The following is a 13,458-nucleotide window of genomic DNA, read 5'->3' as shown; positions in this document are numbered from 1 at the left end:
GATGCGCAGGCAATAAGTCTCACCGTGCGTTTATCTGCTTCAGGCAATATAGAAGAGATAATGCTATATTATTAGCCCTTATAATTTGCAATCTTGGTTAAGTTGAACTTAACAAACTATGAGTAATATTCTAAAACGCATGGCTATTTTTTCTAAAGTTGTCGATTGCGGCGCGTTCAGCATGGCAGCCAAAGAATTAGGCATTACCACCTCGGCCGTCAGCCAGCATATCCGCCAGCTGGAAAACGAACTGGGCATTCAATTACTTTTGCGCTCTACTCGCTCACTGAGCCTGACAGAGGCCGGACAATGTTTTTATGAGGATTGCGTGCTGATGATCCATGCCGCCGAGCGGGGCCAACAGCGTATTGCCGCGCTGCGCGGCGAACTGGCCGGTGAACTGCGCGTCGCCACCTCCACGGAATTCGCCACCCATTATCTGGTGCCGGCGTTGCAAAGCTTTCTGGATGAACACCCGCGCATCACGCTGCGGCTGGAAATCCATGACGAGAAAATCGACCTGATAGGCCAACGGATAGATCTGGCGATCCGCGGCGGCGTGCTGGCCGACTCCAGCTACGTCTCCACCCGCCTGGCGCGCTTTCGCGAAGTGTTGTGCGCCTCCCCGGCCTACCTTGCCGACCACGGCGTGCCGGAGTCTCCACAGGCCTTAACCCGCCATCAATGGGTCACCTTCACCCCTTTGGGAAACCCGCAGTTTGTTCGGCTGAACCACGCGAATGGCGATGAGCACCGGTTGCGCATGACCGGGCGTCTATTTACCAATAACGGCATGGCGATGAAAGAATTGGCGCTGGCCGGCAAGGGGATTATCCGTAATTTCTTCGTCAATGTTGAACGTGAATTACGCAGCGGTGATTTAGTGGAAGTGTTGCCTGAATGGCGATTGCCGGAGATTAATTGCTATGCGATTATGCCTCGCCGTGACAGCCAACCATTAAAGGTTCGCCGTTTACTGGAACATATGAAAATCCATTTAAAAGAAAAAGAACAAAATTCCGTAGACCAGTTACGCACTTAATTAAATAAGAAGTATCTGTAACACCAATTACTTTAGTTTTTTAACTTTTCAGCCGATTGCTGACCAGCACCAGAGCGTTATTTTTAGATTGCAGCCTAATGATATTATCCTTAATAACTTTATTTTCGCCAATATAATCATTCCTGCAGGGTTAATTCAAATAGTCAGAACGAACTTGACTTTAAGTAACAGAAAATTTGAATCAGCCCTTCTCAATTTTGCTATTTATCCCGCAACTTATCCCCAAAATGCAAAACGGGGAGCCATAGCTCCCCGTGGTAACACTTTTGCCAAAAAGCTTATTCGACCTGTCTGATATCAACACGCAGCTCTTTCGGCACTTCAAATACGATATTCTCTTCACGGCCGCTGACTTCATGCACATCCACACCGCCCATCGTTCTCAGGCGGCTGATGACATCCTGGACCAACACGTCCGGCGCCGACGCTCCGGCGGTCACGCCGATGTTGCGGGCGTTTTTCAGCCAGGCTTCCTGAATATCCGCCGCAGAGTCGATCAGGTACGCCGGCTTGCCAACGCGCTGAGCCAGCTCGGCCAGACGGTTGGAGTTGGACGAGTTTTTCGACCCGACCACCAGCACCACGTCCGCGTCGCCGGCCAGATTGCGCACCGCTTCCTGCCGGTTGGTGGTGGCGTAGCAGATGTCGTCTTTGCGCGGCCCGATAATGCTCGGGAAACGCTGGCGCAGGGCGTCGATCACTTCTGAGGTGTCATCCACCGACAGCGTGGTCTGCGTCATAAAGCACAGGTTGCTTTCGTCCTTCACCTGCAGTTTCCACACGTCTTCCGGCGATTCCACCAGATACATGCCGCCCTTCGGGTTGCTGTACTGGCCCATGGTGCCTTCCACTTCCGGATGGCCGGCATGGCCAATCAGGATTGCCTCGGTGCCCCGGCGGCTGGCTCGAGCCACCTCCATGTGCACCTTGGTCACCAACGGGCAGGTAGCGTCAAACAGCATGGTCAGATCACGGGCTTTGGCTTCTGCCCGCACCGCCTGGGAAACCCCGTGCGCCGAGAAGATCAGAATCGACCCGTCCGGCACTTCGGCAATCTCTTCGATGAACACGGCCCCGCGCTCGCGCAGGCTGTCCACCACGTAGCGGTTATGCACCACTTCGTGACGCACGTAGATAGGCGCGCCGTAAATCTCCAGCGCGCGCTCAACGATACTGATCGCACGATCAACCCCGGCGCAAAAGCCGCGTGGGTTAGCCAGCAATATTTGCATGCGTCTCCTCCTGCTGCGGGTCAATCTCCAGCACTTCGATATCGAAGCTCACAGGATGGCCCGCCAGTGGATGGTTGAAATCAACGGTAATCGACTCTTCCGCCACTTCACGCACCACACCCGGCATTTCGCTGCCGTCGATGGCGGTAAACAGCATGATGGTGCCCACGTCCGGCACCCCGGTTTCCGCGAAATCACGGCGTGAGAAGAACTGGACCAGATCCGGATTCTCAGCGCCGAACGCCGCTTCCGGCTGCAGGGTAAAGGCGCATTTATCGCCCGCACGCAGGCCGAGCAGTTGCTCTTCCAGCGGCGCCGACAAGCTGCCGTCACCCAGGCGGAACAACGCCGGTTTGCCGTTACCGCGGGTCGACTCTGCGGTTGAACCGTCTTCCAGTTTCAGTGTGAAGTGAACCAGCACTGCGCTGCCACCGTTAACCTGAGCCGTCATATTACTCACCTTTACTCTTTGCGCCTTTGCTCGCCGGCGACAGGAAGCCTTCCAGCACAATCATCGCCGCCCCCACGCAGATAAAGCTATCCGCCAGGTTGAAGGTCGGGTAGTGCCAGTTGCCCACATAAAAATCGATAAAATCGACCACGAAGCCGTGCCAAAGACGATCAAACAGGTTGCCTAGCGCACCGCCAATGATAAAAGCATAGGCGATATTGTTCAGCTTCTGCTGCGCCTGGCTGCGGTACATCATCACCAGCAGCACCGCCACGATGGCGACAGCGATACCGGCGAAGAACCAGCGCTGCCAGCCGCCGTGATCGGCGAGGAAGCTGAATGCGGCACCGTAATTGCGCGCATAGAACAGATTGAACGACGGGATCAACGGCTGGGACTGGCCCAGCACGAAGTTACCGAGGATCCACTGCTTGCTGGCAAAATCCAGCACCAGCACCACTACCATCACCCATAGCCAACGCAGGCCGGTCGAACAGATTGGTTTACTCATCAGGCACTTGTTCTCAGGCGTAGTTACGCTTTTCGCCGTCGCCGGCTACGTTGATCACACAGCGGCCACAGATGTCTGCGTGGTCCGCCACCAGGCCGATGTCAGTGGTGTAATGCCAGCAGCGCGGGCACTTCTCGCCTTCTGCAGTACTGAAGGCAATCTTCAGACCTTTCACCAGTTCCGACGCCTGCGCATCCGCCGGCGCATCGGCCAGAGGCGCAACGCGCGCCGCCGAGGTGAGCAGCACGAAGCGCAATTCGTCTTGCAGGCTATTGAGACGCTCAGCCAGCTCGCTGTCGGCATACAGCGTGACCGCCGCTTCCAGAGAACCGCCAAGGCGTTTATCGGCCCGCGCTTGTTCCAGCACCTTGTTCACTTCGCCACGCACTTTCAGCAGTTCGGCCCAGAAAGCATCGTTCATGCTTTCGCCTTCTGCCAGACCGAACAGGCCGTCGTACCACTCTTCAGTGAACACGTACTGCGCGCGCTTGCCCGGCAGGAAGCCCCAGATTTCATCGGCAGTGAACGACATGATCGGCGCCATCCAGCGTACCAGCGCTTCCGCGATGTGGAACAGCGCGGTCTGGCAACTGCGGCGGGCGATGCTGTCGCTCTTCGCGGTGTACTGACGATCCTTGATGATATCCAGATAGAAGGAGCCCATCTCGACCGAACAGAACTGCATCAGACGCTGCACCACTTCATGGAAATCGTAGTTGGCGTAAGCCTGCTCGATATCCTGCTGCGCCGCCAGCGCACGGCCGACCGCCCAGCGATCCAGCACCACCATTTCTTCCGGTGCCACGCAGTCGGTGCTCGGCTCGAACCCGTTCAGGTTAGCCAGCAGGAAGCGCGCGGTATTGCGGATACGGCGGTAAGAATCGGCGGAGCGTTTCAGGATTTCATCGGAAACCGCAATCTCGCCGGTGTAGTCGGTAGACGCCACCCACAGACGCAGAATGTCGCCACCCAGCTTGTTCATCACGTCCTGTGGACTGACGGTGTTGCCGATCGACTTGGACATCTTGCGGCCCTGACCGTCAACGGTGAAACCGTGAGTCAGCACTTCTTTATAAGGCGCTTTGCCCTTCATGGCGGTAGAAATCATCAGTGATGACATGAACCAGCCGCGATGCTGATCGGAACCTTCCAGATACATGTCGGCGCCGTGGCCGTTGAACTCAGGGCGCACGTCCACGACCGAAGAGTGGGTCGAACCTGAGTCGAACCACACGTCCAGGGTATCGGGCACTTTCATGTAGTCGGCAGCGTCAGCGCCGAGAATATCGGCCGCGTCCAAATCCCACCAGGCCTGAATGCCGTCCTGCTCAACGCGTTTCGCCACTTCTTCTATCAGCTCTACGCTGCGCGGGTGCAACTGCTCAGTGTCTTTGTGCACAAACAGCGACATCGGCACGCCCCAGGTACGCTGACGCGAAATGCACCAGTCCGGGCGGTTGGCGACCATGGTTTCGATACGTGCCTGGCCCCATTCAGGGATCCATTGCACGCCTTTGATCTCTTCCAGCGACTGCTGACGCAGGCCTTTCTGATCCATGCTGATGAACCATTGCGGGGTAGCGCGGAAGATGATCGGCGTTTTGTGGCGCCAGCAGCAAGGATAGCTGTGAACCAGTTTTTCCACGTGCAGCAGTGCGCCTTTCTCACGCAACAGCTCAACGATCAGATCGTTGGCCTTGAACACGAACTTGCCGTCCAGCAGCGGGTAGGTGCCGGTCAGGTAGCAGCCGTTCGGCCCTACCGGGTTGGCCACTTCCAGGCCGTATTTCTGGCCGATCACGAAGTCGTCCGGGCCGTGGCCAGGCGCGGTATGCACCGCACCGGTACCGGCGTCCAGCGTGACGTGATCGCCGAGGATTGCCGGCACGTCGAAGCCCATGAACGGGTGTTCGAAGCGCAACAGCTCCAGATCGGCGCCCTTACAGCTGCCCAGCACGGTCCACGCGCTGATGCCGGCGCGTTTCATCACGCTCTCGACCAATTCGGCCGCCAGGATCAGGCACTGGCCTTCAACCTGTACCAGTTGATAAGCAAACTCCGGGTGCAGCGAGATAGCGCGGTTAGCCGGCAATGTCCACGGCGTCGTGGTCCAGATCACCAGAGAAACCGGGCCGTTAAAGTGGGTCACGCCAAATTTGGCCGCCACGGCAGCCGCGTCAACCGCGTGGAAAGCCACATCGATTGACGGCGAAGTTTTGTCGTAATACTCAACTTCCGCTTCCGCCAGCGAAGAGCCGCAGTCGGTACACCAGTGCACCGGCTTGGCGCCTTTCAGCAGGTGACCGTTGCTGATGATTTTGCCCAGCGCGCGGATGATGTTGGCTTCGGTTTTGAAGTCCATGGTCAGGTACGGGTGATCCCAGTCGCCCAGTACGCCCAGACGGATGAAGTCTTTCTTCTGGCCTTCAACCTGCTCAGCGGCGTACTCGCGGCATTTCTGACGGAATTCCGCCGGCGTAAGTTTCTCGCCCGGCTTACCGTACAGCTGCTCTACTTTCAGTTCGATCGGCAGACCATGGCAGTCCCAACCCGGAATATAAGGCGAGTCGAAACCGGACATCCCTTTAGACTTGATAATAATGTCTTTGAGAATCTTGTTAACCGAGTGACCGATGTGAATGCTGCCGTTCGCATACGGAGGGCCGTCATGCAAAATGAAGGATTTTTTGCCCTTTTTGGCAGTACGAATCATCCCGTACAGATCCTGTTCATACCAACGTTGCAGCATGCCAGGTTCACGCTTGGCGAGATCGCCGCGCATCGGGAACCCTGTTTCCGGCAAGTTCAGGGTATTCTTGTAGTCACTCATTAGATTCTCGGTTCCGTTTTCGGCTATAGAGATTAAACCGGTGTCTGTAGCCCGAAGAATTTCCGGGCCGTCACCACATCATTGGCGATTTGCTGCTTCAGCGCATCGAGCGAAGCAAAACGCTGTTCATTGCGCAATTTCGCGCGGAGCACCACGTCAATATGGCGCCCGTAAAGATCCATTGTGACATCCAGCAGATGGACTTCCAGCTGCTGTCGCACGCCGGCAACGGTCGGGCGCGTGCCGATATTGGCCACGCCGGGGAGCGGTTCAGGGCCCAGACCATAAACATCCACCGCATAAACCCCTTTCACCGGCGCAACCAGGCGCTTCAGCGGCAGGTTGGCGGTTGGGAAGCCAATGGTGCGGCCCAATTCATCGCCGTGCACCACCCGGCCAGAAATGCTGTACGGATGGCCCAGCAGCGTTTCCGCCTGCGCCAGGTCATCATCGCGCAGCGCATTGCGAATGGCCGTGCTGCTGATACGCTGATCGCCTTCGCGGAAGGTCGGCGTACTGATCACCTCAAAGCCGTATTCTTCTCCGGCTTTTTGCAATAACGGAAAATCGCCCTGACGGGCTGCGCCAAAGCGAAAATCATCCCCGACCATCAGGAATTTCACGCCAAGCTTTTCCACCAGCAGTTCGGCGACAAACGCCTGGGCGGTATTGGCGGCGAAACGCGGATCAAACTTGACGCACAGCAGGTAATCTACCCCCGCCTGTGCCAGGTATTTGGCCTTGTCACGCAAACGCGTGAGCCGGGCCGGCGCCTTGTCCGCTGCAAACATTTCCAGCGGCTGTGGCTCAAAGATCATGACCATCACGGGCAACCCCAGACGCTGCCCTTCTTGCTTCAGCTGCTCCAGCAACGCCTGGTGACCGCGGTGTACGCCGTCGAAGTTGCCGATGGTGAGCACGCAACCATGGTGACGTGCCCGGATATTGTGAACGCCGCGAATTAGCTGCATAGCTGGCTCAAAACAGTGGAAATCGCCGGATTATACCTTGTACAGCGGTTAAGGTTAACCCGCGATTGGTGCCTTTATGTAATAGACATACCATACCGGAGATAATCTGCAGGTGAAACGCCCAGACCGCAGTTTATCCGGTGCTATAAACGCGATTACCGACTACAGCCAATGGCTTGCGACCAAGGCGACAAATCATTGGCGAATTTTCTCGCGAAAGACTGTATTCCCATGACCGAAGCTGGTAAAATCCTGCGCCATCACAACGTAGCAAGTGCCGCCCGTACAAACGGCGCTTATTTGCACAAATTCATTGACAAACGCAGGCCAAAAGGGCATATTCCTCGGCCTTCGAATTGTCCTCAATAGAATATATTTGGGAGTTGGACCTTGGCTAATATCAAATCAGCTAAGAAACGCGCCGTACAGTCTGAGAAACGCCGCAAGCACAACGCTAGTGGTCGTTCAATGATGCGTACCTACATCAAGAAAGTAGAAGCGGCAATCGTAGCTGGCGACAAAGAAGTAGCACAAAACGCATTCAACGTAATGCAACCAATCGTGGACCGCAAGGCTGCTAAAGGTCTGATCCACAAAAATAAAGCAGCACGTCATAAGTCAAACTTGTCGGCGCGCATCAACGCAATGCAATAAGCATCGTGTTGTCTGCTTGATAAAAAAAACCGGCTCAGGCCGGTTTTTTTACGTCCGCAATACCCGTTCTAGTAAGCAAACAGCGCCGAGAAATCCTTGTTGCACACCCTTTGTACCGCCGGATGCTGGATCATTCGCTCGGCAAAGATGATGTAGTACTCCTCCTGCACGCTATCTATACGCCCAATCTCCACCACGTCATCATCGTTATAAGTGTCCTGCGCATACAGAGTCGGCGCAACGAAGATCGCGTTGTGGTACATGCCAAATGTCTTCATCAGTGCAGCATCATCAAACTCGCCCAGAATCTCCACCTGGATACCCTGGGTGTTAAACCAGTTGAGCAGTTTACGCCCCAGCATCGAACGGCGGCCGGGGATCAACAGCTTGCGCTGCTCCAGACAAGCAGGGAACGGCAGGTCCGGCGCCGGCTGGCGGCAGAAGAAGCTAATGCCGCACTCGCCCAGCTTGAGCGAAAACAACCCTTCCTGCTGGCTGGAATCCACCGGGCAGTCTGACAGGATCATATCCAGTTTGTGCTGGCTGAGCTGTTCCAATAACATCTCATGCGTTGATTCAAAGCAACGCAGGTGGATTTGCTCGTTGTCCACCACCACCGCCGTTTCCAGAACCTGACTCACCAGACGTTTTGAAAGCGCATCCGCCACCCCCACGTCGAACAGCAGATTCGATTCTTTGCGATAGTTGACGATATCCAGCATTTCCTGGCTGAGCATAAACATCTTGTCAGCATAACGAAAAACCAGCTGCCCCAGCTCTGAAGGCACCAGCCCACGCCCCTGACGCTTGAACAGCTTGCCGTCCAAACGTTCTTCCAGCGCCTTGATCTGGCCGGTAATGGTCTGCGGCGTCAGAAACAACGCTTCGGCGGCACCGACCACCGAACCTTCTTTGCAGACCTGCCAGAAGTAGTAAAGGTGATTAAAGTTGATATGCGACATCCTCACGAGGTGCTCTCCTTAACGTTTCGCATCGGCAAAAGGCCTGCCGTGATGAGCGATTAATGTCCTTGTAATGTTTCAGACAACCTGTTGCTGCATTCGTCCTAAACAGAATGGTCGAAGTTGAACATATTTTATACTGAACAACTCCGACCAGCTATTGTAGTGTGTCCCCATCAACAGGGGATCCCCTAAAGGAGTTATCTGACTCGAGGTAACGACAGACGCAACAGACCGTATCCCACTACCGCCGCGGTGGTGGAACCCATCAGGATACCCAGCCGCGAGTAGGTGCTTAATGCAACATCCGCATCGCCAAAAGCCAGCGAAGCGATGAAGATCGACATGGTGAAACCAATACCACAGAGCACAGAAACAGCAAACACCTGTTTGAAACCAATTCCTTCAGGCAGACGGGCAATCCCCAGCTTCACGGCGAGCAGGCTAAAAGTGAAGATACCCAAAGGTTTACCGATAAACAGCCCCGCTGTAATCCCCATTGGCAACAGCGAAGTCAGCCCGCTCAGCGACACGCCCTGCAATGAAACACCGGCGTTGGCAAAGGCAAACAGCGGCAGTATCAGGAACGCCACCCAGGGGTGCAGCCCATGCTCCAGCGTCTCTGACGGCGACGGCCCCTTTTTCACATGCAGCGGTATCATAAAGCCGACGATCACCCCAGCCAGCGTCGCATGCACCCCGGACTTGAGGATCGCCACCCACAACACCAGGCCGACAAACATATAGAGCGAGGTTTTTCCCACGCCACGCCAGTTCATCAACGCCAGCACGGCAATGGAAGCCGCAGCCACGCCCAGCGCCGTCATCGACACTTCATGGGTATAGAACAGCGCGATAATCACGATCACGCCCAGGTCGTCGATAATCGCCAGCGCCAACAGGAACACCTTCAGGCTGGTGGGAACGCGGTTCCCCAACAGCGCCATAACCCCAAGGGCGAACGCAATGTCGGTAGCCGCCGGGATTGCCCAGCCCTGACGAGTGACCTCATCCGCGCCGTTGAACATCAAATAAATCAGCGCCGGCGCCAGCATACCGCCCAACGCGGCGATCGCCGGAAATACCGCCTTGTCACGCCCGGCCAATGAGCCTTCCATCAACTCACGCTTAACTTCCAGCCCGACCACCAGGAAAAAGATCGCCATCAGGCCGTCGTTAATCCACAGCAACAAGGGTTTGCCAACCTCCAGCGAGGAGATTTTCACCATGACAGGTAAATCGAGAAAAGCGTGATAAATCCCCTGAGCCGGGGTGTTGGCCATGATCAACGCGATAATCGCGGCCATAATCAGGATAATGCCGCCCGCGGCTTCCTGACGTAAAAACTGACGAATAATGTTGGTCACAATACGTCTCTCCACAGCATTGCGGGGCAGAAAAAACGTCCCGCGGACAAAGTAATGGAGTGAGTATAGACGCCGTTTAAGCTCGAAAAAACACGTTTATAAATGCTATTAACATCGTAAAAACCGAGCAATTAACGATGTAAGTCACATTCTAATGAGGGGACGTTGAGATCCGAAAATCAATAAAAAACCCCGGATTCGACGCCGGGGTTTTATACATTACGCTAACGTAAACCGTAGGTTAACGAGTCAGGTCGTCAAAAAACTTTTTCACGCCGTCGAAGAAGGTCTTCGAACGTGGGCTGTTTTTGTCGCCGGATGGGCCACCAAGGCTCTCTTCCAGCTCTTTCAACAACTGCTTCTGCTTGTCGTTAAGGTTAACCGGGGTCTCCACCACCACGCGGCACAGCAGGTCGCCCTGGCTGCCGCCACGCACGGATTTGACGCCCTTGCCGCGCATGCGGAACAGTTTGCCGGTCTGGGTTTCCGCAGGTACCTTCAGCTTCACGCGGCCATCCAGCGTCGGCACTTCAATCTCGCCGCCCAATGCTGCCATCGCGAAGTTAATCGGCACTTCACAGTACAGGTTATTGCCTTCACGCTCGAAGATCGGGTGCGCTTTCACCTGAACCTGAACGTACAAATCCCCCGCCGGTGCACCATGCTCACCCGCTTCACCCTCACCCGCCAGGCGGATGCGGTCGCCGGTATCTACGCCGGCCGGGATTTTCACCGACAGCGTTTTGGCTTTCTCTACCCGGCCGTGGCCGTGGCAGCTGTTGCAAGGGTCTTTGATGATCTGACCGCGGCCATGACAGTGCGGACAGGCCTGCTGCACGGTAAAGAAGCCCTGGCGCATTTGCACCTGGCCCTGACCATGACAGGTCGGACAGGTCACCGGCGAACTGCCGGGCTTCGCGCCGCTGCCGTGACAAACACCACACTCTTCCAGCGTCGGGATGCGGATCTCTTTGGTAACGCCACGAACCGCTTCCTCGAGGGAGAGCTCCATGTTGTAGCGCAGATCGGAACCGCGGCTGGCACGCTGACGGCGGCCACCACCGAAGATGTCGCCGAATACGTCGCCAAAGATATCGCTGAAGTCGGCGCCGCCGCCGCCAAACCCGCCACCACCGCCCATGCCACCCTGTTCAAAGGCGGCATGGCCGTATTGATCGTAGGCCGCACGCTTTTGCTCGTCGGTCAGGACCTCGTAGGCTTCCTTGACCTCTTTAAATTGGGCTTCGGCGTCTTTCTCCTGGTTGCGGTCAGGATGGTATTTCATCGCCAGGCGCTTGTACGCCTTTTTTATCTCACGCTCTTCCGCCGTCTTGGAGACGCCGAGAATCTCGTAATAGTCTTTCTTCGCCATTATTTCTCTTACCCTTAACATGCGTGCACGGGCGTAGAGTTGCCTCGACGCCCGTGCTGGTTTCCAGTAACGGCCTGACGGCCGTTACGTGCCCGCTTAAGGGCGATTATTTCTTGTCTTTAACTTCTTCGAACTCAGCGTCAACCACGTCGTCGTCTTTCTGCGCCGCGTTGTCAGCACCGGCATCAGCACCTTGCTGAGCCTGCTGCGCCTGAGCCATTTCCAGCAGCTTGCCGGAAACCTGCACCAGCGCCTGGGTCTTGGCTTCGATCTCGGCTTTGTCTTCGCCTTTAACCGCCACTTCCAGATCTTTCAGCGCCGCTTCGATAGCCGTTTTGTCTTCCGCCGGCAGTTTGTCGCCTGCTTCTTCCAACTGCTTACGGGTGCCGTGGATCAGGTGATCGGCCTGGTTACGGGTCTGCACCAGCTCTTCGAACTTACGGTCAGCTTCGGCGTTCAGTTCGGCATCACGCACCATTTTCTGGATTTCTTCTTCGTTCAGACCGGAAGAAGCCTTGATGGTGATTTTCTGCTCACGGCCGGTATTCTTGTCTTTGGCAGACACGTGCAAAATACCGTCGGCGTCGATGTCGAAGGTCACTTCGATCTGCGCCATACCGCGTGGAGCAGCCTGGATACCGTCCAGGTTGAACTGGCCCAGCGACTTGTTATCGTTAGCGCGTTTACGCTCACCCTGCAGCACATGGATGGTTACCGCAGACTGGTTGTCTTCAGCGGTAGAGAACACCTGGCTGTGCTTGGTCGGGATGGTGGTGTTTTTGGTGATCAGCGGAGTCATCACACTGCCCATGGTTTCGATACCCAGCGACAGCGGGGTAACGTCCAGCAGCAGAACGTCCTTCACATCACCGGCCAACACGCCGCCCTGTACCGCAGCACCCACCGCAACGGCTTCGTCCGGGTTAACGTCTTTACGCGGTTCTTTACCGAAGAAATCAGCGACTTTCTTCTGAACCATTGGCATACGGGTCTGGCCGCCCACCAGGATCACGTCCTGAATGTCGGAAACCGACAGGCCTGCGTCTTTCAGCGCAACTTTCAGTGGCTCGATGGAACGAGCAACCAGATCTTCAACCAGCGACTCGAGTTTGGCGCGGGTCACTTTGATGTTCATGTGTTTCGGGCCGCTCGCGTCTGCCGTGATGTACGGCAGGTTGACGTCGGTCTGCTGAGCGGAAGACAGCTCAATCTTCGCTTTCTCTGCGGCTTCTTTCAGACGCTGCATTGCCAGCGGATCTTTACGCAGATCCATGCCCTGTTCTTTCTTGAACTCTTCAACCAGATAGTTGATCAGACGGCTGTCGAAGTCTTCGCCACCCAGGTGGGTATCACCGTTGGTTGCCAGAACTTCGAAGGTTTTTTCGCCGTCGACGTCGTCGATTTCGATAATGGAAATATCGAAAGTACCGCCGCCCAGGTCATAAACCGCGATGGTGCGGTTGCCGACTTCTTTGTCCAGGCCGTAAGCCAGGGCTGCAGCCGTCGGTTCGTTGATGATGCGTTTTACTTCCAGACCTGCGATACGGCCGGCGTCTTTGGTCGCCTGACGCTGTGCGTCGTTGAAGTAGGCAGGTACGGTGATAACCGCTTCAGTTACCGGTTCACCCAGGTAATCTTCCGCCGTTTTCTTCATTTTCTTCAGCACTTCAGCAGAAATCTGCGGAGGCGCGATTTTCTGGCCTTTCACTTCGATCCAGGCGTCGCCGTTATCTGCGGCCACGATTTGGTACGGCATGATGTCTTTATCACGCTGTGCTTCTTCGTCCTGGAAACGACGGCCAATCAGGCGCTTGATCGCAAACAGGGTATTTTGTGGGTTAGTCACAGCCTGACGCTTAGCCGGCTGACCAACCAGAATCTCACCGTCTTGGGTGTAGGCGATAATAGAAGGAGTTGTGCGGTCGCCCTCGGCGTTTTCCAGCACGCGCGCCTTACCACCATCCATAATTGCTACGCAGGAGTTGGTAGTCCCCAGGTCGATACCAATAATTTTGCCCATCTAAACGTCTCCACTAATAAATTCA

General features: G+C 55.8%; 11 protein-coding genes. 2 read left to right on the top strand and 9 right to left on the bottom strand.

Annotated elements, in window-relative coordinates; genetic code table 11:
- Window positions 1-118: 118 nt before the first annotated feature.
- A complete protein-coding gene (locus ACTJJ1_RS12570) occupies window positions 119-1,042 on the top strand; it encodes a LysR family transcriptional regulator (RefSeq protein WP_006323552.1) in 924 nt (307 codons plus the stop codon).
- Between the two features lie 299 nt (window positions 1,043-1,341).
- On the opposite strand, the gene ispH is transcribed toward ACTJJ1_RS12570, so the two are convergent.
- Genes ispH through ribF form a run of 5 tightly spaced genes read right to left on the bottom strand, consistent with a single transcriptional unit; the run spans window position 1,342 to window position 7,058 of the window.
- Window positions 1,342-2,295 carry a 4-hydroxy-3-methylbut-2-enyl diphosphate reductase gene (ispH, locus tag ACTJJ1_RS12565; protein WP_006323551.1) on the bottom strand — a complete coding sequence of 318 codons (954 nt, stop codon included), beginning with the start codon at window positions 2,293-2,295 and terminating at the stop codon, window positions 1,342-1,344.
- Window positions 2,276-2,746, bottom strand: coding sequence for an FKBP-type peptidyl-prolyl cis-trans isomerase (gene fkpB, locus ACTJJ1_RS12560; RefSeq protein ID WP_004950036.1), 471 nt, complete (start codon window positions 2,744-2,746; stop codon window positions 2,276-2,278). The genes ispH and fkpB overlap by 20 nt, the downstream gene beginning before the upstream one ends.
- A gap of 1 nt (window position 2,747) precedes the next feature.
- A complete protein-coding gene (gene lspA / locus ACTJJ1_RS12555; protein ID WP_004950035.1) occupies window positions 2,748-3,257 on the bottom strand; it encodes a signal peptidase II in 510 nt (169 codons plus the stop codon).
- Window positions 3,258-3,270: 13 nt separating this feature from the next.
- Window positions 3,271-6,087 carry an isoleucine--tRNA ligase gene (gene ileS / locus ACTJJ1_RS12550; RefSeq protein WP_006323548.1) on the bottom strand — a complete coding sequence of 939 codons (2,817 nt, stop codon included), beginning with the start codon at window positions 6,085-6,087 and terminating at the stop codon, window positions 3,271-3,273.
- A gap of 32 nt (window positions 6,088-6,119) precedes the next feature.
- A complete protein-coding gene (gene ribF, locus ACTJJ1_RS12545; protein WP_004950032.1) occupies window positions 6,120-7,058 on the bottom strand; it encodes a bifunctional riboflavin kinase/FAD synthetase in 939 nt (312 codons plus the stop codon).
- A 390-nt stretch (window positions 7,059-7,448) separates the two neighbouring features.
- Between ribF and rpsT the strand changes: the two genes are divergently transcribed.
- The gene (rpsT, locus tag ACTJJ1_RS12540; protein WP_006317535.1) at window positions 7,449-7,712 is read left to right on the top strand and encodes a 30S ribosomal protein S20; all 264 of its coding nucleotides are present in this window, start codon (window positions 7,449-7,451) and stop codon (window positions 7,710-7,712) included.
- Window positions 7,713-7,780: 68 nt separating this feature from the next.
- Here the strand turns inward: rpsT and nhaR are convergent, their stop codons facing one another.
- The 4 genes from nhaR to dnaK all read right to left on the bottom strand — a co-directional run bounded on the left by nhaR (window position 7,781) and on the right by dnaK (window position 13,433).
- Window positions 7,781-8,680 (bottom strand): transcriptional activator NhaR, encoded by a 900-nt coding sequence (nhaR, locus tag ACTJJ1_RS12535; protein ID WP_004950031.1) that lies wholly within the window; start codon window positions 8,678-8,680, stop codon window positions 7,781-7,783.
- A 194-nt stretch (window positions 8,681-8,874) separates the two neighbouring features.
- On the bottom strand, window positions 8,875-10,041 hold the full coding sequence (nhaA, locus tag ACTJJ1_RS12530) for a Na+/H+ antiporter NhaA (RefSeq protein WP_440833903.1): 1,167 nt from the start codon (window positions 10,039-10,041) through the stop codon (window positions 8,875-8,877).
- A 241-nt stretch (window positions 10,042-10,282) separates the two neighbouring features.
- Entirely contained in the window at window positions 10,283-11,413 is a 1,131-nt protein-coding gene (gene dnaJ, locus ACTJJ1_RS12525) for a molecular chaperone DnaJ (RefSeq protein WP_004950028.1), read from the bottom strand.
- Between the two features lie 106 nt (window positions 11,414-11,519).
- On the bottom strand, window positions 11,520-13,433 hold the full coding sequence (gene dnaK / locus ACTJJ1_RS12520; RefSeq protein WP_004950026.1) for a molecular chaperone DnaK: 1,914 nt from the start codon (window positions 13,431-13,433) through the stop codon (window positions 11,520-11,522).
- Window positions 13,434-13,458 lie beyond the last annotated feature (25 nt).

It is taken from the genome of Serratia sp. 22264 (assembly GCF_052045345.1).
Taxonomy (GTDB): domain Bacteria; phylum Pseudomonadota; class Gammaproteobacteria; order Enterobacterales; family Enterobacteriaceae; genus Serratia; species Serratia plymuthica.
This window is presented reverse-complemented; position numbering and strand designations above follow the sequence as displayed.